Origin of the sequence: Enterobacter cloacae complex sp. AR_0002, from assembly GCF_001922365.1 — a bacterium.
GTDB classification, from domain to species: Bacteria; Pseudomonadota; Gammaproteobacteria; order Enterobacterales; family Enterobacteriaceae; genus Enterobacter; species Enterobacter hormaechei_C.
The window spans coordinates 3,451,326-3,474,132 of record NZ_CP018814.1 but is presented as its reverse complement, the minus strand read 5'-3'; the positions used below and the strand labels follow the sequence as shown (position 1 = coordinate 3,474,132).

At 56.5% G+C, this 22,807-nt stretch carries 19 protein-coding genes and 4 tRNA genes; 17 read left to right on the top strand and 6 right to left on the bottom strand.

Annotated features, from left to right (window positions below):
* The first annotated feature begins 3 nt into the window (after positions 1-3).
* The 10 genes from rffA (at position 4) to AM329_RS17170 (ending at position 7,698) form a co-directional block, all read left to right on the top strand.
* Positions 4-1,134 (top strand): dTDP-4-amino-4,6-dideoxygalactose transaminase, encoded by a 1,131-nt coding sequence (gene rffA / locus AM329_RS17215; protein ID WP_032608214.1) that lies wholly within the window; start codon positions 4-6, stop codon positions 1,132-1,134.
* Between the two features lies 1 nt (position 1,135).
* On the top strand, positions 1,136-2,386 hold the full coding sequence (gene wzxE, locus AM329_RS17210; protein WP_032665664.1) for a lipid III flippase WzxE: 1,251 nt from the start codon (positions 1,136-1,138) through the stop codon (positions 2,384-2,386).
* Complete coding sequence (locus AM329_RS17205) at positions 2,383-3,462, top strand: TDP-N-acetylfucosamine:lipid II N-acetylfucosaminyltransferase (protein ID WP_032608216.1); 1,080 nt, start codon at positions 2,383-2,385, stop codon at positions 3,460-3,462. The genes wzxE and AM329_RS17205 overlap by 4 nt, the downstream gene beginning before the upstream one ends.
* Complete coding sequence (gene wzyE / locus AM329_RS17200; RefSeq protein ID WP_023323983.1) at positions 3,459-4,811, top strand: ECA oligosaccharide polymerase; 1,353 nt, start codon at positions 3,459-3,461, stop codon at positions 4,809-4,811. The genes AM329_RS17205 and wzyE overlap by 4 nt, the downstream gene beginning before the upstream one ends.
* A gap of 12 nt (positions 4,812-4,823) precedes the next feature.
* On the top strand, positions 4,824-5,564 hold the full coding sequence (wecG, locus tag AM329_RS17195) for a lipopolysaccharide N-acetylmannosaminouronosyltransferase (protein WP_022646653.1): 741 nt from the start codon (positions 4,824-4,826) through the stop codon (positions 5,562-5,564).
* 198 nt (positions 5,565-5,762) lie between these two features.
* Positions 5,763-7,148: an amino acid permease gene (locus tag AM329_RS17190; RefSeq protein WP_017693946.1), complete on the top strand. Its 1,386-nt coding sequence runs from the start codon at positions 5,763-5,765 to the stop codon at positions 7,146-7,148.
* Positions 7,149-7,250: 102 nt separating this feature from the next.
* Positions 7,251-7,327 (top strand) — tRNA-Arg (locus AM329_RS17185).
* Positions 7,328-7,394: 67 nt separating this feature from the next.
* Positions 7,395-7,470: transfer RNA gene (locus AM329_RS17180), tRNA-His, on the top strand.
* Between the two features lie 21 nt (positions 7,471-7,491).
* A tRNA-Leu gene (locus AM329_RS17175) sits at positions 7,492-7,577 on the top strand.
* Positions 7,578-7,621: 44 nt separating this feature from the next.
* A tRNA-Pro gene (locus AM329_RS17170) sits at positions 7,622-7,698 on the top strand.
* A 505-nt stretch (positions 7,699-8,203) separates the two neighbouring features.
* On the opposite strand, the gene AM329_RS17165 is transcribed toward AM329_RS17170, so the two are convergent.
* From AM329_RS17165 to hemC, 5 genes are all read right to left on the bottom strand, one after another.
* Positions 8,204-9,415: a hypothetical protein gene (locus AM329_RS17165; protein ID WP_032608217.1), complete on the bottom strand. Its 1,212-nt coding sequence runs from the start codon at positions 9,413-9,415 to the stop codon at positions 8,204-8,206.
* Between the two features lie 167 nt (positions 9,416-9,582).
* Positions 9,583-10,782 (bottom strand): protoheme IX biogenesis protein HemY, encoded by a 1,200-nt coding sequence (hemY, locus tag AM329_RS17160; RefSeq protein ID WP_032608218.1) that lies wholly within the window; start codon positions 10,780-10,782, stop codon positions 9,583-9,585.
* A 2-nt stretch (positions 10,783-10,784) separates the two neighbouring features.
* Positions 10,785-11,978: a uroporphyrinogen-III C-methyltransferase gene (gene hemX / locus AM329_RS17155; protein ID WP_022646657.1), complete on the bottom strand. Its 1,194-nt coding sequence runs from the start codon at positions 11,976-11,978 to the stop codon at positions 10,785-10,787.
* A 20-nt stretch (positions 11,979-11,998) separates the two neighbouring features.
* A complete protein-coding gene (hemD, locus tag AM329_RS17150) occupies positions 11,999-12,739 on the bottom strand; it encodes a uroporphyrinogen-III synthase (protein ID WP_003860818.1) in 741 nt (246 codons plus the stop codon).
* On the bottom strand, positions 12,736-13,677 hold the full coding sequence (gene hemC, locus AM329_RS17145; protein WP_032608219.1) for a hydroxymethylbilane synthase: 942 nt from the start codon (positions 13,675-13,677) through the stop codon (positions 12,736-12,738). The genes hemD and hemC overlap by 4 nt, the downstream gene beginning before the upstream one ends.
* 350 nt (positions 13,678-14,027) lie before the next feature.
* Between hemC and cyaA the strand changes: the two genes are divergently transcribed.
* The gene (gene cyaA / locus AM329_RS17140) at positions 14,028-16,571 is read left to right on the top strand and encodes a class I adenylate cyclase (RefSeq protein WP_022650172.1); all 2,544 of its coding nucleotides are present in this window, start codon (positions 14,028-14,030) and stop codon (positions 16,569-16,571) included.
* 91 nt (positions 16,572-16,662) lie between these two features.
* On the opposite strand, the gene cyaY is transcribed toward cyaA, so the two are convergent.
* The gene (gene cyaY, locus AM329_RS17135) at positions 16,663-16,983 is read right to left on the bottom strand and encodes an iron donor protein CyaY (RefSeq protein ID WP_003860816.1); all 321 of its coding nucleotides are present in this window, start codon (positions 16,981-16,983) and stop codon (positions 16,663-16,665) included.
* A gap of 135 nt (positions 16,984-17,118) precedes the next feature.
* On the opposite strand from cyaY, the gene AM329_RS17130 reads away from it, so the two are divergent.
* From AM329_RS17130 to uvrD, 6 genes are all read left to right on the top strand, one after another.
* Positions 17,119-17,322 (top strand): lipoprotein, encoded by a 204-nt coding sequence (locus tag AM329_RS17130; RefSeq protein WP_003860815.1) that lies wholly within the window; start codon positions 17,119-17,121, stop codon positions 17,320-17,322.
* A gap of 35 nt (positions 17,323-17,357) precedes the next feature.
* Positions 17,358-18,182: a diaminopimelate epimerase gene (dapF, locus tag AM329_RS17125; RefSeq protein ID WP_022646661.1), complete on the top strand. Its 825-nt coding sequence runs from the start codon at positions 17,358-17,360 to the stop codon at positions 18,180-18,182.
* A complete protein-coding gene (locus tag AM329_RS17120; RefSeq protein ID WP_003860814.1) occupies positions 18,179-18,886 on the top strand; it encodes a DUF484 domain-containing protein in 708 nt (235 codons plus the stop codon). Before dapF ends, AM329_RS17120 begins: the two co-directional genes overlap by 4 nt.
* Complete coding sequence (gene xerC, locus AM329_RS17115; RefSeq protein ID WP_022650173.1) at positions 18,883-19,785, top strand: tyrosine recombinase XerC; 903 nt, start codon at positions 18,883-18,885, stop codon at positions 19,783-19,785. The genes AM329_RS17120 and xerC overlap by 4 nt, the downstream gene beginning before the upstream one ends.
* Positions 19,785-20,501 (top strand): 5-amino-6-(5-phospho-D-ribitylamino)uracil phosphatase YigB, encoded by a 717-nt coding sequence (gene yigB, locus AM329_RS17110; protein WP_003860811.1) that lies wholly within the window; start codon positions 19,785-19,787, stop codon positions 20,499-20,501. The genes xerC and yigB overlap by 1 nt, the downstream gene beginning before the upstream one ends.
* A 79-nt stretch (positions 20,502-20,580) precedes the next feature.
* The gene (gene uvrD / locus AM329_RS17105; protein ID WP_017383586.1) at positions 20,581-22,743 is read left to right on the top strand and encodes a DNA helicase II; all 2,163 of its coding nucleotides are present in this window, start codon (positions 20,581-20,583) and stop codon (positions 22,741-22,743) included.
* Positions 22,744-22,807: the final 64 nt, after the last annotated feature.

The following is a 22,807-nucleotide window of genomic DNA, read 5'->3' as shown; positions in this document are numbered from 1 at the left end:
AAGATGATTCCATTTAACGCGCCTCCCGTTGTGGGCACTGAACTTGATTACATGCAGTCGGCTATGGGCAGCGGCAAGCTCTGTGGCGACGGCGGTTTTACCCGCCGCTGCCAGCAGTGGATGGAGCAACGTTTTCACAGTGCCAAGGTGCTGCTGACGCCGTCCTGTACCGCATCGCTCGAGATGGCGGCGCTGCTGCTGGATATCCAGCCTGGCGATGAAGTGATCATGCCGAGCTACACCTTCGTCTCCACGGCGAACGCGTTTGTCCTGCGCGGGGCGAAAATCGTGTTTGTGGATATCCGTCCGGATACCATGAACATCGACGAAACGCTGATTGAAGCGGCGATCACTGACAAAACGCGGGCGATTGTGCCGGTGCATTACGCGGGCGTGGCCTGTGAGATGGACACCATCATGGCCATCGCCAAAAAGCACAACCTGTTTGTGGTGGAAGACGCCGCGCAGGGCGTGATGTCCACCTACAAAGGGCGCGCGCTGGGCACCATCGGTCATATCGGCTGCTTTAGCTTCCACGAAACCAAAAACTACACCGCAGGCGGCGAAGGCGGCGCGACGCTGATTAACGATCGTGCCCTGGTGGAGCGTGCGGAAGTGATCCGTGAAAAAGGGACCAACCGCAGCCAGTTCTTCCGCGGTCAGGTGGATAAGTACACCTGGCGCGATATCGGCTCAAGCTACCTGATGGCGGATTTGCAGGCCGCGTATCTCTGGGCGCAGCTGGAAGCGGCAGAGCGAATCAATCTGCAACGCCTCTCCCTGTGGCAAACCTACTACGACGCGCTGGAGCCGCTGGCAAAAGCCGGACGTATTGAACTGCCGACTATTCCGGCAGACTGTATCCACAACGCTCACATGTTCTACATCAAGCTGCGCGATAACGACGATCGCAGCAAGCTGATTGCCTGGCTGAAAGAGGCGGAAATTATGGCGGTATTCCACTATATTCCGCTGCACTCCAGCCCGGCTGGCGAAGCCTTCGGGATGTTTGCCGGTGAAGACCGCTACACCACCAAAGAGAGCGAACGTCTGCTCCGCCTGCCCCTGTTCTACAACCTCGCGCCGGTGAACCAGCGTACGGTGATCAATTCGCTTCTGAGTTATTTCGCCTGATATGTCTCTGGCAAAAGCGTCGGTGTGGACGGCAGCGTCCACGCTAGTAAAAATTGGCGCCGGGTTACTGGTCGTCAAGCTGCTGGCCGTCTCATTTGGTCCGTCAGGCGTTGGGCTGGCAGGGAACTTCCGCCAGCTGGTCACGGTGCTTGGCGTGCTGGCGGGAGCCGGGATATTCAATGGCGTCACCAAATACGTCGCGCAGCATCATGACGATGCCGAAAAGCTCCGCACGGTGGTGGGCACCTCCTCGGCTATGGTGCTGGGCTTCTCTACGTTGCTGGCCGTCGTCTTTTTGCTGGCGGCGGCACCCATCAGCCAGGGGCTGTTCGGACACACGCATTATCAGGGGCTGGTGCGCCTGGTGGCGCTCGTTCAGATGGGGATCGCCTGGGCAAACCTGCTGCTGGCGCTGATGAAAGGCTTCCGTGATGCCGCCGGGAATGCGCTGGCGCTGATCCTCGGCAGCATCATCGGCGTTATCGCCTACTACTTTTGCTATCGGCTGGGCGGCTATGAAGGCGCGCTGCTGGGGCTGGCGCTGGTGCCTGCGCTCGTTGTCATTCCGGCTGCGTTTATGCTGATGCGCAGAGGCAATGTCCCGCTGAGTTACCTGAAACCGCAGTGGGACAAGATACTGGCGGGGCAGCTCGGTAAGTTTACCCTGATGGCGCTCATCACTTCGGTAACGCTTCCCGTTGCCTACGTGATGATGCGAAACCTGCTGGCAGCGCATTACAGCTGGGATGAAGTGGGGATCTGGCAGGGCGTGAGCAGTATTTCAGATGCTTACCTCCAATTTATTACGGCTTCCTTTAGCGTCTATTTGCTGCCAACCTTATCGCGCCTGACTTCCAGGCAGGATATTACCCGCGAGATTTTTCGCTCCCTGCGTTTTGTGTTGCCGGCGGTTGCGATCGCCAGCTTTACCGTCTGGTTAATGCGTGATTTCGCCATCTGGCTGCTGTTTTCGGCGAAGTTTACCGCCATGCGCGATCTGTTTGCCTGGCAACTGGTCGGCGATGTGCTGAAAGTGGGGGCATACGTTTTCGGCTATCTGGTGATTGCGAAGGCTTCGCTGCGGTTGTATATCCTGGCTGAGATCGGCCAGTTTGCGCTGCTGACGGCATTTTCTCACTGGCTGATCCCCACCCACGGTGCGCTGGGGGCGGCTCAGGCCTATATGGCAACTTATATCGTTTATTTCGCTGCCTGTTGCGGCGTATTTTTACTTTGGCGTAAACGCGCATGACTGCACTGATACACATACTGGGATCGGATATCCCGCATCACAACCAGACCGTTCTACGTTTCTTCAATGATGAACTGGCATCCGGCACGCCCGATGCGCGCGAGTTTATGGTCGTTGGACGCGATAACGGTCTGAGCGCGGCGTGTCCGGCATTGCACATCACCTTCTGGCCAGACAAAGCGGCGCTGACCAAAGCCGTTGTCGCGAAAGCTAAAGCGGACCGAAGCCAGCGTTTCTTCTTCCACGGACAGTTCAATACTGGCCTGTGGCTGGCGCTGTTAAGCGGCGGGATAAAACCTTCCCAGTTCAGCTGGCATATCTGGGGAGCGGATCTCTACGAAGTCTCCCGTGGCTGGAAATTCCGTCTTTTCTATCCGCTGCGTCGTCTGGCCCAGGCGCGCGTGGGCTGCGTTTTTGCTACCCGTGGCGATCTCAACTATTTTGCTAAACAGCACCCGAAGGTTCGCGGGGAGCTGCTCTATTTTCCGACCCGTATGGATCCTGCGCTGAACACCCTGGCGAATGACGCGGTTCGTGAGGGCAAACTGACCATCCTGGTGGGAAATTCCGGCGATCGCAGTAACGAGCATGTCGCGGCGCTGCGGGCGGTACATCAGCAGTTTGGCGATACGGTGAACGTAGTGGTGCCGATGGGCTATCCCGCCAATAACGACGCCTACATCAATGACGTTCGCCAGCAGGGGCTTGCGCTGTTTAGCGCGGAAAATCTGCACATTCTCAACGATAAGCTGGAATTTGATGACTATCTCGCGCTCCTGCGAAAATGCGATCTGGGCTATTTCATCTTTGCCCGTCAGCAGGGGATTGGTACGCTGTGTCTGCTGATTCAGGCGGGCGTACCGTGCGTGCTCAACCGCGAAAACCCGTTCTGGCAGGACATGGCCGAACAGCATATTCCGGTGCTGTTTACCTCTGACACGCTTAATGTCGAGGTAGTACGGGAAGCGCAGCGTCAGCTCACGCTGGTGGATAAAAATAGCATCGACTTTTTCAGCCCGAACTACCTCACGCCGTGGCACCACGCGCTGCGTATTGCTTCAGGAGACAACGCATGAGCCAGTTGCAATTTAGCGGCTTGCTGGTGGTCTGGCTGCTGAGCACGCTGTTTATCGCCACGCTCACCTGGTTTGAGTTCCGGCGCGTACGTTTTAACTTCAACGTTTTCTTCTCGCTGCTGTTTTTGCTGACCTTTTTCTTTGGCTTCCCGCTGACCAGCATCCTCGTGTTCCGCTTTGATGTTGGCGTCGCTCCGCCGGAAATCTTGTTGCAGGCACTGCTCTCTGCGACCTGCTTCTACGCGGTGTATTACGTCACCTATAAAACGCGCCTGCGCGCGGCGAAAGACACCGCACCCCGTCGTCCGCTGTTTACCATGAACCGGGTAGAAACCCATCTGACGTGGGTTATGCTGATGACCATCGCCCTCGTCAGCGTGGCGATTTTCTTCATGCATAACGGCTTTTTACTGTTTAAGTTACAGTCCTATAGCCAGATTTTCTCCGCCGAAGTCTCCGGCGTCGCGCTCAAGCGTTTCTTCTATTTCTTTATCCCGGCGATGCTGGTGGTCTTTTTCCTGCGTCAGGACAGCAAAGCCTGGCTGTTCTTCCTGGTCAGCACCGTCGCATTTGGCATTCTGACCTACATGATCGTCGGCGGCACCCGCGCCAACATCATTATCGCCTTCGCGATTTTCCTGTTTATCGGCATTATTCGCGGCTGGATCTCGCTGTGGATGCTGGCGGCGGCAGGCGTCTTTGGCATTGTGGGGATGTTCTGGCTGGCGCTGAAGCGCTACGGACTGAACGTGGCGGGCGACGAAGCGTTTTATACCTTCCTGTATCTGACGCGCGACACCTTCTCGCCGTGGGAAAACCTGGCATTGCTGCTGCAAAACTACGACAAAATCGAATTCCAGGGGCTGGCGCCGATTGTTCGCGATTTCTATGTCTTTATACCGACGTGGCTGTGGCCCGACCGTCCCGGTATTGTCCTGAACACGGCGAACTACTTTACCTGGGAAGTGCTGAACAACCATTCGGGTCTGGCGATTTCCCCAACCCTGATTGGCTCGCTGGTAGTGATGGGCGGAACGTGGTTTATCCTGCCGGGCGCGATCGCGGTCGGGCTGATAATAAAATGGTTCGACTGGCTATATACGCTGGGTAATGAAGAGACCAACCGCTACAAAGCCGCTGTTTTGCACAGTTTCTGTTTCGGTGCCATTTTCAATATGATCGTTCTGGCGCGCGAGGGGCTGGATTCATTCGTCTCACGCGTGGTGTTCTTTATGGTCGTTTTCGGTCTATGTCTGCTGCTGGCAAAACTGCTGTACTGGTTGTTTGACAGTGCAGGGCTTGTGCACAGACGTGAGCCACAGGGCAGCACAACGCTGTCGCAAGTCTGAGTAGGGATTATCATGACGGATACAACTTCAGCCCCGCGTTATGCGCTGCGCGGGCTACAGCTGATTGGCTGGCGAGACATGCAGCACGCGCTGGATTTTCTGTTCGCGGACGGGCAGATGAAATCGGGCACGCTGGTGGCCATCAACGCAGAAAAAATGCTGGCGGTTGAAGATAATGCGGAAGTGAAAAGCCTGATTGAAGCCGCGGAGTTTAAATACGCAGACGGTATTAGCGTGGTGCGTTCAATTCGTAAAAAGTTTCCAGACGCTAATGTGTCTCGCGTGGCGGGAGCTGACCTTTGGGAGCGGCTTATGGAACGCGCAGGCGCTGAAGGCACACCGGTATTTTTGATCGGCGGCAAGCCAGAGGTGCTGGCGCAGACCGAACAAAAGCTGCGTAACCAGTGGAATGTTAATATCGTGGGCAGTCAGGATGGCTATTTCAGGCCGGAAGATCGCCAGGCGTTATATGAGCGCGTACGCGACAGCGGGGCGAAAATTGTCACTGTCGCCATGGGGTCGCCGCGGCAGGAAATTCTGATGCGCGATTGCCGTCTGGTCAGCCCGGATGCGCTCTATATGGGCGTCGGCGGCACCTACGACGTCTTTACCGGCCACGTTAAGCGTGCGCCCAAAGTCTGGCAAAACCTGGGGCTGGAGTGGCTCTACCGCCTGCTTTCTCAACCGACACGAATCAAACGACAGATTCGTCTTCTGCGCTACCTCGCCTGGCACTACACCGGGAAAATGTAATCAATATGCAGCGCGATCTGCTGTTCGCGCTGCAACGCCCCCTGCAAAGCTGCTGAATTTCTGTGCAATGCATTCATTTTTTTAATGCATTGTTTGCCATTTGCCAGAATTTAAGAAACCATTCGCTCCGTATTTCAGTACCCCTCAAAAACAATACCCGGCAATAAGTCGGGAAACAGCAAACACAACCGAGGAATTATGGCAGAGAAAAAACCGGAGCTTCAGCGTGGGCTGGAAGCTCGACATATTGAATTGATCGCGCTGGGCGGGACTATCGGCGTTGGCCTGTTTATGGGCTCGGCAAGCACGCTGAAATGGGCGGGGCCTTCCGTCCTGCTGGCGTATATTATTGCCGGACTGTTCGTCTTCTTCATCATGCGCTCAATGGGCGAAATGCTGTTCCTGGAGCCGGTAACGGGCTCTTTCGCCGTTTACGCCCACCGGTATATGAGCCCGTTCTTTGGTTATCTCACGGCCTGGTCGTACTGGTTTATGTGGATGGCCGTCGGGATTTCGGAGATCACCGCCATCGGGGTCTACGTGCAGTTCTGGTTCCCGGAGATGGCCCAGTGGATACCTGCGCTTATTGCCGTAGGGCTAGTGGCGCTGGCGAACCTTGCCGCCGTTCGTCTTTACGGTGAAATCGAGTTCTGGTTTGCGATGATCAAAGTTACCACCATCATCGTGATGATTGTTGTGGGTCTGGGTGTCATCTTCTTTGGCTTCGGTAACGGCGGGCACGCTATCGGTTTCGGTAACCTGACCGGGCACGGCGGCTTTTTTGCGGGTGGCTGGAAGGGCTTTCTGACGGCGCTCTGTATCGTTGTCGCCTCCTATCAGGGCGTTGAGCTGATCGGCATTACCGCCGGTGAGGCGAAAAACCCGCAGGTGACACTGCGTAGCGCGGTAGGCAAGGTGCTGTGGCGTATCCTGATTTTCTATGTGGGCGCGATCTTCGTTATCGTGACCATTTTCCCATGGAACGAGATCGGCACCACCGGCAGCCCGTTTGTCTTAACTTTCGCTAAGATTGGCATCACGGCGGCAGCCGCCATTATCAACTTTGTGGTACTGACGGCGGCGCTTTCCGGCTGTAACAGCGGAATGTACAGCTGTGGGCGTATGCTTTACGCGCTCTCGCAAAACAAACAGCTGCCGGCTGTGATGGGCAAAGTCTCCCGCGTAGGTGTACCGGTGGCGGGCGTAGCGGTGTCGATTGTGATTTTGCTGATTGGCTCTTGCCTGAACTACATCATCCCAAATCCGCAGCGCGTGTTTGTTTACGTCTATAGCGCCAGCGTGCTGCCGGGGATGGTACCGTGGTTTGTCATTTTGATTAGCCAGTTGCGTTTCCGGCAGGCGCACAAAAAAGCGATCGCCAGCCATCCGTTCCGCTCCATTCTGTTCCCGTATGCGAACTATTTGACGATGGCGTTCCTGATTTGCGTATTAATTGGAATGTACTTTAATGAAGATACACGCATGTCGCTGTTTGTCGGGATGATCTTCCTGGCTGCCGTCACAGCTGCATATAAACTTTTTGGCCTGGGTCGCCGTGGCTCCGCCCATAAAGTGGAGGAATAAGCGGCAAAATGTGCAAACCATAACCAAACGCGCATTTTTTTCAAAAAAGCACTAGACAGCGGGGACGGAGGTACGTAATATCCAGCCCCGCAACGGCGCTAAGCGCCCGTAGCTCAGCTGGATAGAGCGCTGCCCTCCGGAGGCAGAGGTCTCAGGTTCGAATCCTGTCGGGCGCGCCATTTTAGTCCCGGCGCTAGAGCTGCGGTGGTCTGAGAAGTAGTCAGAACCGCGTGAAAGAATACAGTGGTGGCTATAGCTCAGTTGGTAGAGCCCTGGATTGTGATTCCAGTTGTCGTGGGTTCGAATCCCATTAGCCACCCCATTATTGAAAGAGTTGTGAATTGCGAAGGTGGCGGAATTGGTAGACGCGCTAGCTTCAGGTGTTAGTGTTCTTACGGACGTGGGGGTTCAAGTCCCCCCCTCGCACCACGACTTTTAATGAGTTGAACTAAAAATTCAAAAAAGCAGTACATCGGCGAGTAGCGCAGCTTGGTAGCGCAACTGGTTTGGGACCAGTGGGTCGGAGGTTCGAATCCTCTCTCGCCGACCAATTTTGAACCCCGCTTCGGCGGGGTTTTTTGTTTTCTGCGTTTTTTTATCCTGTAGTCATTTCCCGACAACACCCCACATCCTTGTCGCGATTCAGCGACATATAAACCATTAATATTTAAGTATTTGTTATTTTACCTCTTAACCTGTCTCCTTGTGGCGACAGTTCACCGACTTTAGCGCGATGTTGTATGGCTTCAGGCGGTTCTTAACAGCATAATTTCCTTTTATCTTAAAATGTTGCGCGATGTAAAAGTTCTGCGTGTAAACCTGGCACATTACATGCAATGATATGCGTGTAGATGCTCATTCCATCTCTTATGTTCGCCTTAAGGCCTCATAAACTCAGGAATGACGCAGAGCCGTTTACGGTGCTTATCGTCCACTGACAGATGTCGCTTCGGCCTCATCAGACACCATGGACACAACGTTGAGTGAAGCACCAAATATGTTGTCTTACAGACCTGTTTTAACGCCTGCTTTTATAGCAGGCGTTTTTTTATGCCTTATTCACGATAATGGGCCAGGACCAGCGCCACTAACAGCAGAGCGATAGCAGAGACAGCATATAGCGTCTGAGCCGCTCCCATTATCGTCGCCGTCATTGCGGCGAGGCCCGTAAAAAGGGAAGCGCTCAACGTTTGCCAGCGCCAGGCCTTACCGCTGGCAGCGGATATCTGTATAGCCTGAAAATTACTCAGTACCCCAAACGTACCCGCCGCAAAAACGATATTCGACGCCAGATGCGCGATAAAGATCATCCCCAGCGCAAGCACGACCCATGCGGATAAAAACGGAAGCAACCCATAGGCTGCCAGAAAAAGAGCAAGACAGCTAAGTAGCAAAGGCGATCTTGCTGCAAAGCGCGTCAGACTCTCTTTTCTGAGCAGCAAGGGGCCACAAAGCTGTCCCAGACTTCTGGCAAAAAGCAAGGGCAGCGCAAGCCCAGCGGCATTCTCGGGGTTGATCTGCTGCGCCAGTGCTGGCAGCAACGCCATTGCAGGCGAGCCTACGGCAGCAAGGGCAGGCAAAATCAGCAAACTGCGTTTTTGTCGAAGGGTCAGAGTTTGCCAGCGCAATGCCACAGGTTGAGGGTCCCCGACAGGCAACGGTGCTGGACGCGCTACATACTGGCGTTCTGCGAGAAACAGCATGACCAGCGATCCCATAAAACTGGCGGCGTCGATGACCAGTAAGGCGAAGACCGGGATGCGCTGGAACAACACTACACCCAGCCCGGTTCCTAACAAAACCTGGGAGGCAAAAATCACATTTTCCAGACACGTTGCCGCAGGCAGTTCTGCCTCATGCAGTCCGCGTTTAAACAGAAGCGTTAACGCAGGCCAGCTCATCCCGCTCAGCAACGCTTCTGTGGATTGCACCGCAAGCAGCGCCGGTATGCTGTGGTAATGTGCGCCTGAAAGGGGAAAGAGCAGGGCGAGCAAGCCCAGCCATTCGGTCAGCATCAACAGGTAGAGAGGTGAAAACCGCTGGCACAGCTTTTCACCAATCAGGCTGCCGATAAAACCGGGCACCGTAGCAAAAAGGAAGGCGAGGGTTAACAGCGCTGACGGGGCTGACCACCGTAACAATAATCCGAAAACAACAACCTGAGTTAAGCCATTACCCAGGGAGCTAAAGATAAAGGCGCAGGCCAGCAGGCGGAGCCAGCGATGGCACCGCAGCGCTTCGAAAAGCGCATATAAAAGCGAGTTCATGACGATATCCTTTCAGAAACGGTTTATTCCACGCGGGTAAGCGCGTGTGCAAAAAAAAGTTAAGGAAAAGACATCGTTACATTGGCGGGTTCGTTTGCAGGTGAGTGTTAAAAGAATGTAGCAGGAGAAATGAGATAAAAAAAGGAGGCCATCTGGCCTCCTGTTAATTACTGCTGCGTTCCGTTATTTTGCAACGTCAATAACAGCCCATCACGGCGCATAGCTGCGGCCTCTTCCGGCTTGTGCTGCTTGTCCAGCGAATCAGCAAGCCAGGCGTAATCAAATGCGTCCGGGCGTTGCTTCAGCGCGGCGCGGAAGGCGAGACTCGCCTCCTGCCACTCGCCGTGTTTCATCAGAGACTGGCCCAGCGTACTCCACAGCAGCGGACGATCGCCCACGGTTTTGATCTGCTGGCGCAGTGCTTTTTCAATTTGTTCCGGATTGTTGGTTTTCAGACGCGGGATGACCATCACCAGGCGGTCATCATACTGTCGCTTGAGACCGTCGAGGAGGATCTCCTGCGCGGTGTCATGGTCGTCACACTCAATCAGATGTTCTGCCATCGCAACCTGAAGAGGAACCTGCTGGCGCGTTTTGCGGCTCTGGTTTTTCCACCAGGTTTTCAGGCCGTCGCTTCCGAGATCGGCGCGCGCCTGATCCATCAGGCCAATCCAGGCCAGACGCTGAAGTTCATCACGATGTTCATCATCACCCACGTCGGCTTTCGCCATGGAAGGGATAATGTCCAGCAGCGAGCCCCATGCACCGGTCCGAATATATGCCTGCTCAGCAAGACGCAGCACTTCCGGATGACGAGGGGTAATTTCCAGCAGACGGTCAACGCCGTGACGTGCGGCATGGTTTTCATTGCGCGCCAGTTGCAGACGAACGCGGGTGATCTCAACCGGAATCGGATCCTTAGTAGAGAGCTCAGACGCGCGTTCAAGATGCTGATTGGCGCGGGCCTCATCGCCTCGCTGTTGCGCCGCCTCAGCGGCCAGCAGATAGTTAACAACCGGCTGTTCTGCATGGTCGGCATTTTTCGACATCAGCTTTTCAACCTGCTGATAGTCGCCTTCGGCCAGCTTCAGCAACGCCTGCTCGGTCTGCTTACGGGCGCGACGGCGCTTACGGCCAACGAACCAGCCGCGCGTATGTACGCCGATACGGAAAATACGACGCAGGAGCCACTCCACTGCCAGCAGAACGACCACACCCAGGATCAGGATAATCACCAGCCCTGTTACGCTGGTTTCGATGTTGTAGTTATCGGTCTGGATCAATACGTAACCCTGGTGACCCGCAAGCATCGGCCCCAGTACAATCCCGGCGATCAGCAGGATGAAGAGTAAGAAGACTTTTAGCATCATTACTCTCCTTGCGGCGCGCTTTCAGGCGCTGGCGCGGCGGCAGGTGCTTCAGCCGGACGCTCTGCCGGAACGCCCGGCTGGGCCAGCAAGTTACGCACGCGCGTCTGCATGATCTTCTCCAGAATCGGCTGACTTTCCAGCTTGTCCGGTACGTTCATGGTGATGTTTTGCTGGCTCAGCTTGTCGATATCCTCAAGGAACGCGGTCGTGGTTGCATCATTGGTATCGTAGTAAGCACGTACCCAGGTTGAAACGTTATCCAGCGCCTGTTTGTAGGTCTCTTCCTGGTGACGCGGCACGGCCTGCGCCGCGACCAGCAGGCGGGAACGAATGTTTTCGCGTAGATAGACGTCCTGGTTCGGTGCCAGCAGCGGCACGGCAGTTTCATCGCGGCGGCGAATGGTTATAAAGCTGTCCATAAAGTTCTGCCAGCTCTTTTGCAGGTTGATACGCCATTCGCTCAGGGAACTGGACAGCTCGGTACCGTCGGAATCCATCGGAGAGTCATCGTCGTTGTTATCGGCCAGCTGAAGGTTATCAATCTGGTTCGAGAGCTGATTCACCTTAAGGATGATACCGTCGTAGTCGACCTGAGAAACCGCGGACAGGCTGGCGATATCTTCCGTAATAGCGCGGCGTGCGTTGATGAGGCTCGGATCGTTCATATCAGCCAGGCTTGCGTCGGCGCTTTTCAGCAGCGCGGCGGCGGTGGTGACATCCTGATCGCTCCAGAGCTTGCGCCCGGCTAGTTTCACCAGAAAATCGGCCTGTGAAAGTAGCCAGGTTTTGGCATCGGTTCCCGAAATTGTGGCGACTTTTTCCTGCACTTCGCTCAGCTGTTTGGTCAACTCTTCACGTTTGCTGTTCGCGTCGGCGAGGGCGGCAGCCTGCTGTTTGATCACACCTTCCAGCTCAGCTTTTTGCGTCTCCTGCGCTTTCTGTAGGGCAGTGATTTGGTTAACCAGCGCGTCGCTGGTGGCCGTCTGGTTGGTGCCTTGTTTCTTCACCAGTCCGTAGAGACCCACGCCTGCGGCCAGCGCAATCGCGATGGCAATCACGCTCAGCGTGAGGCTGGTTTTATTGCTGCCGTTTTTCTTCTCAACGGTTTTGTCTGTCGTCTCTGGCTGTGACGTGGTGTCCACAGTCTCCCTGGTCTCTTCAACCACGGCGGAGGATTTTTCGTGTTCCGTCATTATGGCTTCCCATTTGAGAGTTATTGTAATGCGCGCAGCAGCGCATCGTTGTCGGCGTTTTCAGCGATCCGAATATCCTGCCAGCCCAGTTCCCGGGCGTGGTTCGCCAGACGCTCACTGACGACCAGAAGCCGACAGCGGAGTAACCAGTTTTCGCGATACCAAAGCGGAATCAGCGACCAAAGCTGTTGTAACATTTCACCGCTGGTGACCACCAGCGTATTAATACCGCGGGCGTGCCAGCGCATTGCTTCTTCCGCGCCATCATAGTGTTTTGCACAGCGCTGATAGCACTCCACAAACGTCACGTCTGCGCCGCGTTCGCGCAGCGTCTCGCCCAGCAGTTCGCGGCCACCGTTGCCGCGCAAAATAAGCGCGCGCTTTCCGGCAATGTTTTGTAATTCAGGTAATTGTAGCAAGACTTCGCTGATTTCCCGATCTAACGGGTAACGAACATCGATTCCGCTCGCGGTATGTAAGGCCAGCGCCGTAGTGCGCCCGATGGCGAAATAGCGGGGGGCGTGAGGCCAGCGAACGCCCTGTTGTTGCAGTTGCGCATGGGCAAACTCCACGGCATGCTGCGACAGCGCAAAGAGCAGATCGCCTTCCTGCAAGAGACGCATCTGGTCAGCGAGCTCAGGCAGCTCGCGACCGGGGGAGAATTCAATCAGCGGAAAACTCCAGGCCACCTGCCCCAGTGCGCGCAGACGGCTCACTAACTGCTCTCCTGCGGGAGAAGGGCGGGTGACAAGTATGCTCATGCAGGGGGCTCTCCGTTATAGACCTCGGCCAGAATTTCACGTGCGCCGTTATTCAGCAGCTCTTCCGCCAGCGATACGCCAAGCGCCTCGGCATCTTGCGGTTTGCCGCGACGTTCACCGCGAACCATATGCGAGCCGTCCGGCGCGCCAACCAGCGCACGCAGCCACAGTTCACCGTCAGTTAATTCAGCATAGCTGCCAATTGGCACCTGACAGCCTCCTTCGAGGCGTGTATTCATCGCGCGCTCGGCTTTTACGCGAACGGCGGTATCGTCATGATTCAGCGGCGCCAGCAGTGCCTGAGTGCGCACATCATCCAGACGACACTCAATGCCGACGGCGCCCTGGCCGACGGCGGGCAGCGACAGCTCCGGCGGCAACGCCACGCGAATGCGTTTTTCCAGCCCCAGGCGTTTCAGGCCCGCAACCGCAAGAATAATGGCATCGTAGTCGCCGTTATCCAGCTTGCCAAGGCGTGTGCCGACGTTCCCACGCAGCGAGCGAATCACCAGATCCGGGCGACGTTCAGCCAGCTGACACTGGCGGCGTAAACTTGACGTGCCGACCACGCTGCCTGCCGGCAACGCACCGAGCGAGTCATATCGATTAGAGACAAACGCATCGCGCGGATCCTCGCGCTCGCAGATGGTCACCAGCCCCAGCCCTTCCGGGAACTCAACGGGCACATCCTTCATCGAATGCACGGCGATATCGGCGCGGTTCTCAAGCAATGCCAGCTCCAGCTCTTTGACAAACAGACCTTTTCCGCCCACTTTGGCCAGCGGCGTATCCAGTATGACATCGCCACGCGTAACCATTGGCACCAGCTCAACGCGTAATCCGGTGTGGCAGGCTTCCAGGCGCTGCTTAACATAATGTGCCTGCCAGAGTGCAAGAGGACTTTGGCGTGTGGCAATTCTCAAAACATTGTCTAACATGCTTGTTACCGTCATTATCAATCGCTAACCATCCTAACATTGTTGACACTCGGATGGCAGTTTTACGGTTGATGAAGAGTGAGAGGGACAGGGCGGCGTATTCGTCAGCCATCGCCGTATTCAGGAATTTACACGTACAGAACGGTGCTACACTTGTATGTAGCGCATCTTTCTTTACGGTCAACCGGCAAGGTGTTAAATTGATCACGTTTTAGACCATTTTTTCGTCTGTACCACCAGAAAAGCAAAAGGCGAAAAAAGGGTAACGGTTATTTTTTGAAATACTGCGGGTCCGCTGCTTTTTCTGTTCTGACTGGCATGCGACACCCGGAAACATCAGGCGATACGTCTTGTACCTCTATATTGAGACTCTGAAACAGAGACTGGATGCCATCAATCAATTGCGCGTGGATCGCGCGCTTGCTGCCATGGGCCCTGCTTTCCAGCAGGTATACAGTCTTCTGCCGACATTGTTGCACTATCACCATCCGCTAATGCCGGGTTACCTCGATGGTAACGTTCCCCAGGGCATTTGCCTTTTCACGCCTGATGAAACCCAACAGCATTACCTGACTGAACTTGAACTCTACCGTGGTATGCCGCCGCAGGATTCGCCGAAAGGCGAGCTGCCGATTACCGGGGTTTACTCCATGGGCAGCACATCATCGGTTGGGCAAAGCTGCTCTTCTGACCTGGATATCTGGGTCTGCCATCAGTCCTGGCTCGACAATGAAGAGCGCCAGTTGTTGCAGCGTAAATGCAGCCTGCTGGAGAGCTGGGCGGCGTCGCTCGGCGTGGAAGTGAGCTTCTTCCTGATTGATGAAAACCGTTTCCGCCATAACGAAAGCGGCAGTCTTGGTGGTGAAGACTGCGGCTCGACTCAGCACATCCTGTTGCTGGATGAGTTTTACCGTACTGCCGTTCGCCTGGCCGGGAAACGTATTCTGTGGAATATGGTGCCGTGCGATGAAGAAGAGAATTATGACGACTACGTCATGTCGCTTTACTCGCAGGGCGTTCTGACGCCAAACGAGTGGCTGGATCTGGGCGGCCTGAGCTCCCTGTCCGCCGAAGAGTACTTTGGCGCAAGCCTCTGGCAGCTTTATAAGAGCATTGATTCACCGTACAAAGCGGTGCTGAAAACCCTGCTGCTGGAAGCTTACTCCTGGGAATACCCCACGCCGCGCCTGCTGGCGAAAGATATTAAACAGCGTCTGCACGACGGGGAGATCGTCTCCTACGGGCTTGATGCCTACTGCATGATGCTGGAACGCGTCACCGAATACCTGACAGCCATTGAGGACGCCACGCGTCTTGACCTGGTGCGTCGATGTTTCTATCTCAAAGTTTGTGAAAAACTGAGCCGCGAACGCGCCTGCGTGGGCTGGCGTCGTGAAGTCGTCAGCCAGTTAGTCAAAGAGTGGGGATGGGACGAAGCGCGTCTCGCCATGCTGGACAACCGCGCCAACTGGAAGATCGATCAGGTGCGCGAGGCGCACAACGAGCTGCTTGATGCGATGATGCAGAGCTACCGCAACCTGATCCGCTTTGCCCGCCGTAACAACCTTAGCGTTTCTGCCAGCCCACAGGATATCGGGGTGCTGACCCGTAAACTGTACGCCGCGTTTGAAGCGTTGCCGGGCAAGGTTACGCTGGTTAACCCACAGATTTCGCCTGACCTGTCTGAGCCGAATCTGACCTTTATCTACGTGCCGCCGGGCCGCGCAAACCGCACCGGGTGGTATCTGTACAACCGTGCGCCAAGCATGGATTCGATCATCAGCCATCAGCCGCTGGAATATAACCGCTATCTGAACAAGCTGGTGGCCTGGGCCTGGTTTAACGGCCTTCTCACCTCACGCACCCGGTTGTTTATCAAGGGTAACGAGGTGGTCGATTTAGCCAAGTTGCAGGAGATGGTGGCGGATGTCTCGCACCACTTCCCACTGCGTCTGCCTGCGCCGACGCCAAAGGCGCTCTACAGCCCGTGTGAGATCCGCCATCTGGCGATCATCGTCAACCTGGAATACGACCCGACGGCGGCCTTCCGCAATCAGGTAGTTCACTTTGACTTCCGCAAGCTGGACGTCTTTAGCTTCGGCGAGCAGCAAAACTGCCTGGTGGGTAGCGTGGATCTGCTGTACCGCAACTCGTGGAACGAAGTGCGTACCTTACACTTTAACGGCGAGCAGGCGATGATCGAGGCGCTGAAAACGATCCTCGGCAAGATGCACCAGGACGCCGCACCCCCGGACAGCGTGGAGGTGTTCTGCTACAGCCAGCACCTGCGCGGCCTGATTCGTACCCGCGTGCAGCAGCTGGTGTCTGAGTGCATCGAACTGCGTCTCTCCAGCACCCGTCAGGAAACCGGGCGCTTTAAAGCGCTGCGCGTCTCCGGCCAGACCTGGGGCCTGTTCTTTGAGCGCCTGAACGTGTCGGTGCAGAAGCTGGAGAACGCCATTGAATTCTACGGCGCGATTTCACACAACAAACTGCATGGCCTGTCGGTTCAGGTGGAAACCAATCACGTTAAGCTGCCGCAGGTGGTAGATGGCTTTGCGAGTGAAGGGATTATTCAGTTCTTCTTCGAAGAGTCGGGCGATAATGCCGGGTTTAACATCTACATTCTGGATGAAACCAACCGTGCCGAGGTGTATCACCACTGTGAAGGCAGCAAAGAGGAGCTGGTGCGCGACGTCAGCCGCTTCTATTCGTCTTCGCACGATCGCTTTACCTACGGCTCAAGTTTTATCAACTTCAACCTGCCGCAGTTCTACCAGATTGTGAATGTGGATGGGCGAGCGCAGGTGATCCCGTTCCGTACGCAGGCGATTACCCCTGCGGCGCCCGCTAACCAGGAAACTGCGCCGCTGTTGCAGCAGTATTTTTCCTGAGGCTTTTCGCCGGGTGGCGCTATCGCTTACCCGGCCTACGGTCCGAGCCGTTGTAGGCCCGGTAAGGCGTAGCCGCCACCGGGCAACAAAACTACCTGAAACTCACGTCCTCACCCGCCTGCGCGGTCGCCGCCTGCTCCAGCAGATCCCAGAACGTTTCGCCGCTGCGGTCGCAGACCCACTCGTCACCTTTCAGATCAAAGTGATAGCCGCCCTGTTTCGCCGCCAGCCACACCTGGTGAAGCGGCTCCTGACGGTTAATAATAATCTTGCTGCCGTTTTCGAAGCTTAAGGTCAGGATCCCGCCGTTGATTTCACAATCGATATCGCTGTCGCCGTCCCAGTCGTCGATACGCTCTTCGATGGTCATCCACAGGGTATCGGCAAGGCGATGAAATTCACTGTCGTTCATGGTTTTATTCCTGTTTTTCGTGATGGCGGCAGTATAACGCTAAATAATTCCCGTTGCAGGAAAGCGGCAAACTCTTGCTTTTGTGTCTTCTCCTGCGATGATAGAAACAGATTTGAACTTACGGGCAACCTCTACATGAAAAACGTCTTCCGAACGCTTGTCGTTCTTGTCACTCTGTTTAGCCTGACCGGCTGTGGACTGAAGGGACCACTGTACTTCCCGCCAGAGGATAAAAACGCACCACCGCCGACAAAACCGGTGCAAAGTGGTATCGAGTCATCTACGCCGGATACCAACGATCGCGGCAATAACGGCGGCCCGACTCAGGTCAATCTCTGACAATTACGTTCTGTACCCGCGCAATGGAGCAAATGATGCAGTTCTCTAAAATGCATGGCCTTGGCAACGACTTTATGGTCGTCGACGCGGTAACGCAGAATGTCTTTTTCTCCCCGGAACTGATCCGTCGTCTGGCGGATCGACACGTGGGCGTGGGGTTTGACCAGCTGCTGGTGGTGGAGCCGCCTTACGATCCTGACCTGGACTTTCACTATCGCATTTTTAACGCCGACGGCAGCGAAGTTTCCCAGTGCGGCAACGGCGCGCGCTGTTTTGCCCGCTTTGTACGGCTGAAAGGGCTGACCAACAAGCGCGATATCCGCGTCAGCACCGCCAATGGCCGGATGGTGCTCAGCGTCACCGACGACGAACTGGTGCGCGTGAACATGGGAGAGCCGAACTTCGAACCCTCTGCCGTGCCGTTTCGCGCCAACAAAGCGGAAAAGACCTATATCATGCGTGCCGCCGAGCAGACAGTATTGTGCGGCGTCGTCTCAATGGGTAACCCGCACTGCGTGATTCAGGTGGATGATGTGCAAACCGCGGCGGTTGAAACGCTCGGCCCGGTGCTGGAAAGCCACGAGCGCTTCCCGGAGCGGGCGAACATCGGTTTCATGCAAGTGGTGAAGCGTGAACATATTCGCCTGCGGGTTTACGAGCGCGGCGCGGGCGAAACCCAGGCCTGCGGAAGCGGTGCCTGTGCGGCGGTGGCCGTCGGTATCTCACAGGGGTTACTGGCAGAAGAGGTTCGCGTGGAATTACCAGGCGGTCGGCTTGATATCGCCTGGAAAGGAGCGGGTCATCCACTGTACATGACTGGCCCGGCGACACATGTTTATGACGGGTTTATCCATCTATGAAGCAACCAGGGGAAGAACTGCGGGAACCTGTAACAGAGCTGGACGACAGCACTGTTGTGGATTATCTGCTGCACAATCCTGAGTTTTTTATCCGCAATGCACGCGTCGTCGAACGGATGCGCGTGCCGCATCCGGTTCGCGAGACCGTGTCGCTGGTTGAATGGCACATGGCGCGCTCGCGCAATCACATCAATCAGCTCGAAGAGAACATGACGCTGCTGATGGAGCAGGCCAGCAATAACGAAAGCCTGTTCTACCGTCTTCTGCACCTTCAGGCGCGTCTGGCTTCCGCACACAGTCTCGAAGAGTTCCTCAACCGCTTCCACCGCTGGGCGCGCGAGCTGGGGCTGGCAGGCGCGACGATCCGTCTCTTCCCTGACCGCTGGCGCATTGGCGCGCCGTCCGGGTTTACCCATCTGGCGCTGAGCCGTCAGGCGTTTGAGCCGCTGCGCATTCAGCGTCTGGGCCATGAGCACCATTATCTGGGGCCGCTCAACGGGCCAGAACTGCTGGTGGTGCTGCCGGAAGCCAAAGCTATCGGCTCGGTGGCGATGTCGCTGATGGGGCGCGATGGTGACCTGGGCGTGATGTTATTTACCAGCCGCGACGCGCATCACTATGAACAGGGGCAGGGTACGCAACTGTTGCAGGAGATCGCCCTGATGTTGCCTGAGTTGCTGGAGCGCTGGATTGAGCGCGTATGACGGACGGACTGCTCGCCACTGACGTCACCCGCTTTCTGCGCTATCTGGGCGTAGAACGCCAGCTCAGCCCTATTACGCTGCTCAACTATCAGCGTCAGCTTGATGCCATCATGCAGATTGCCGATGAAATCGGCCTGAAAAGCTGGCAACAATGTGACGCCGCCACGGTACGCGGGTTCGTCGTGCGTAGCCGTAAAAAAAACTTAAGCCCGGCGAGCCTGGCGCTCCGACTCTCTGCCCTGCGCAGTTTCTTCGACTGGCTGGTCAGTCAGGGCGGTCTGAAAGCCAACCCGGCGAAAGGGATCGCCACGCCGAAAGCCCCGCGTCATCTGCCGAAAAATATCGACGTCGACGACGTAAACCGCCTGCTGGATATCGATCTTAACGATCCGCTGGCCGTTCGCGACCGCGCAATGCTGGAGGTGATGTACGGCGCGGGCCTGCGTCTCTCTGAGCTGGTGAACCTCGACTTGAAGCACCTCGATCTGGAATCCGGCGAGGTGTGGGTGATGGGCAAGGGCAGCAAAGAGCGCCGCCTGCCGATCGGCCGCAATGCGGTCTCCTGGATTGAGCACTGGCTGGACCTTCGCGGGCTGTTTGGCGCCGACGAAGATGCGCTGTTCCTGTCGAAACTCGGCAAGCGGATCTCGGCGCGTAACGTGCAGAAGCGCTTTGCGGAGTGGGGCATTAAGCAGGGGCTGAACAGCCACGTTCACCCCCACAAGCTGCGCCACTCCTTTGCGACGCACATGCTGGAATCAAGCGGCGACCTGCGCGGCGTACAGGAGCTGCTTGGTCACGCGAATCTGTCGACCACCCAAATCTATACCCACTTAGACTTCCAACACCTTGCCTCGGTGTATGACGCGGCGCATCCACGCGCCAAACGGGGGAAATAATGCGTTTTTACCGCCCACTCGGTCAGATCTCAGCCCTGACGTTTGATCTTGATGACACCCTTTACGACAATCGTCCGGTGATCCTGCGTACCGAGCAGGAGTCGCTGGCGTTTGTGCAGAACTACCATCCTGCGCTGAAAACAATGCAGAACAAAGATTTCCAGAAGCTGCGTCAGTCCCTGCGGGAAACCGAGCCGGAAATTTATCATGACGTGACCGAATGGCGCCGCCGTGCGGTTGAGCAGGCGATGCTCAATGCCGGCCTGAGCGCGCAGGACGCGGCCACGGGTGCCGAAGCGGCCATGGAAAACTTCGCCAAATGGCGCAGTCGCATCGACGTGCCGCAGGAGACCCACGACACGCTGGCGAAGCTCGCCGAAAAGTGGCCGCTGGTGGCCATCACCAACGGCAACGCTCAGCCTGAACTGTTTGGTCTGGGGAACTATTTTCAGTTCGTGCTGCGCGCGGGCCCGCACGGACGCTCGAAGCCGTTCAACGATATGTATCATCTGGCAGCGGAAAAACTGGATTTGCCGCTCGGTGAGATCCTGCACGTGGGCGACGACCTGACCACGGACGTCGCCGGGGCGATCCGCTGCGGCATGCAGGCCTGCTGGATCAAGCCGGAAAATGCCGATCTGATGACTACCCCGGATAGCCGTCTTCTGCCGCACGTGGAAATTTCACGGTTGGCATCCCTCACGACGCTGATATAATCATCAATTGTTCTGTATAAATTAACAGGGTTTTGGCGAATGGAAACATTTGCCTGCCCGCCATGACGTGACGGTGCCAATGGACGTTTCTTACCTGCTCGACAGCCTTAATGATAAACAGCGTGACGCGGTTGCCGCCTCGCGTACAAACCTGCTGGTACTGGCTGGAGCGGGCAGTGGTAAGACGCGCGTGCTGGTTCACCGTATCGCCTGGCTACAGAGCGTGGAGAACTGCTCGCCGTACTCGATTATGGCCGTGACGTTCACCAACAAGGCGGCGGCGGAGATGCGCCACCGTATCGCACAGCTGATGGGCACCAGCCAGGGCGGCATGTGGGTTGGCACCTTCCACGGCCTGGCGCACCGTCTGCTGCGCGCGCACCATATGGACGCTAACCTGCCGCAGGATTTCCAGATCCTCGACAGCGAAGATCAGCTGCGCCTGCTGAAACGCCTGATCAAGGCGATGAACCTCGACGAGAAGCAGTGGCCGCCGCGTCAGGCGATGTGGTACATCAACGGTCAGAAAGACGAAGGGCTGCGTCCGCATCATATTCAGAGCTTCGGTAACCCGGTCGAGCAGACCTGGCAGAACGTCTACAAGGCCTATCAGGAAGCGTGCGATCGCGCCGGTCTGGTGGATTTCGCCGAACTGCTGCTGCGTGCCCACGAGCTGTGGCTGAACAAACCGCATATCCTGCAACACTACCGTGAACGCTTTACCAACATCCTGGTGGACGAATTCCAGGATACCAACAACATCCAGTACGCCTGGATCCGCCTGCTGGCCGGGGATACCGGCAAGGTGATGATCGTAGGCGATGACGACCAGTCTATCTACGGCTGGCGCGGCGCGCAGGTGGAGAACATCCAGCGCTTCCTCAACGATTTCCCCGGCGCGCAAACCATCCGTCTGGAACAGAACTACCGTTCTACCAGCAACATTCTGAGCGCGGCCAACGCCCTGATTGAGAACAACAACGGGCGCCTGGGTAAAAAGCTGTGGACCGATGGCGTCGACGGCGAACCGATTTCGATTTACTGCGCCTTCAACGAGCTCGACGAAGCCCGTTTCGTTGTGAACCGCATTAAAACCTGGCAGGAGAACGGCGGCGCGCTGGAGCAGTGTGCCATTCTCTATCGCAGCAACGCCCAGTCGCGCGTGCTGGAAGAGGCGCTGTTGCAGGTGAGCATGCCGTACCGCATTTATGGAGGTATGCGCTTCTTCGAACGTCAGGAGATCAAAGATGCGCTCTCGTACTTGCGTCTGATTGCCAACCGTAACGACGATGCGGCATTTGAGCGCGTGGTGAACACACCGACGCGCGGCATCGGCGATCGTACGCTGGACGTGGTGCGTCAGGCCTCGCGCGATCGTCAGCTCACGTTGTGGCAGGCATGCCGCGAGCTGTTACAGGAAAAAGCCCTCGCCGGGCGCGCCGCCAGCGCATTGCAACGCTTTCTGGAGTTAATCGACGCACTGGCGCAGGAAACGGCCGACATGCCGCTGCACGTCCAGACCGACCGGGTGATTAAAGATTCCGGCTTGCGCACCATGTACGAGCAGGAAAAAGGCGAGAAGGGCCAGACCCGTATTGAGAACTTAGAGGAACTGGTGACGGCAACGCGCCAGTTCAGCTACAACGAAGAAGACGAAGACCTGATGCCGTTGCAGGCATTCCTCTCTCACGCCGCGCTGGAGGCGGGTGAAGGGCAGGCCGATACCTGGCAGGATGCGGTTCAGCTGATGACCCTGCACTCCGCGAAAGGTCTGGAGTTCCCGCAGGTGTTCATCGTCGGGATGGAAGAGGGGATGTTCCCGAGCCAGATGTCGCTGGATGAAGGCGGGCGTCTGGAAGAGGAGCGTCGTCTGGCCTACGTGGGCGTGACCCGTGCGATGCAGAAACTGACTCTGACCTACGCGGAAACCCGCCGCCTGTACGGGAAAGAGGTGTATCACCGTCCGTCGCGCTTTATCGGCGAACTGCCGGAAGAGTGTGTGGAAGAGGTGCGCCTGCGCGCCAGCATCAGCCGTCCGGTCAGCCATCAGCGTATGGGCTCGCCGATCTCTGAAACCGACACCGGTTACAAGCTGGGCCAGCGCGTGCGCCACTCGAAGTTTGGCGAAGGCACCATCGTCAACCTGGAAGGCAGCGGCGAGCACAGCCGTTTGCAGGTAGCGTTCCAGGGGCAGGGGATCAAATGGCTGGTGGCAGCCTATGCCAAGCTGGAAAGTGTGTAACTTTCAGAAAAATATCACTATTTTGTAATAATCTGCTAGCCTTATACGTTGAAGGTCAATTAAT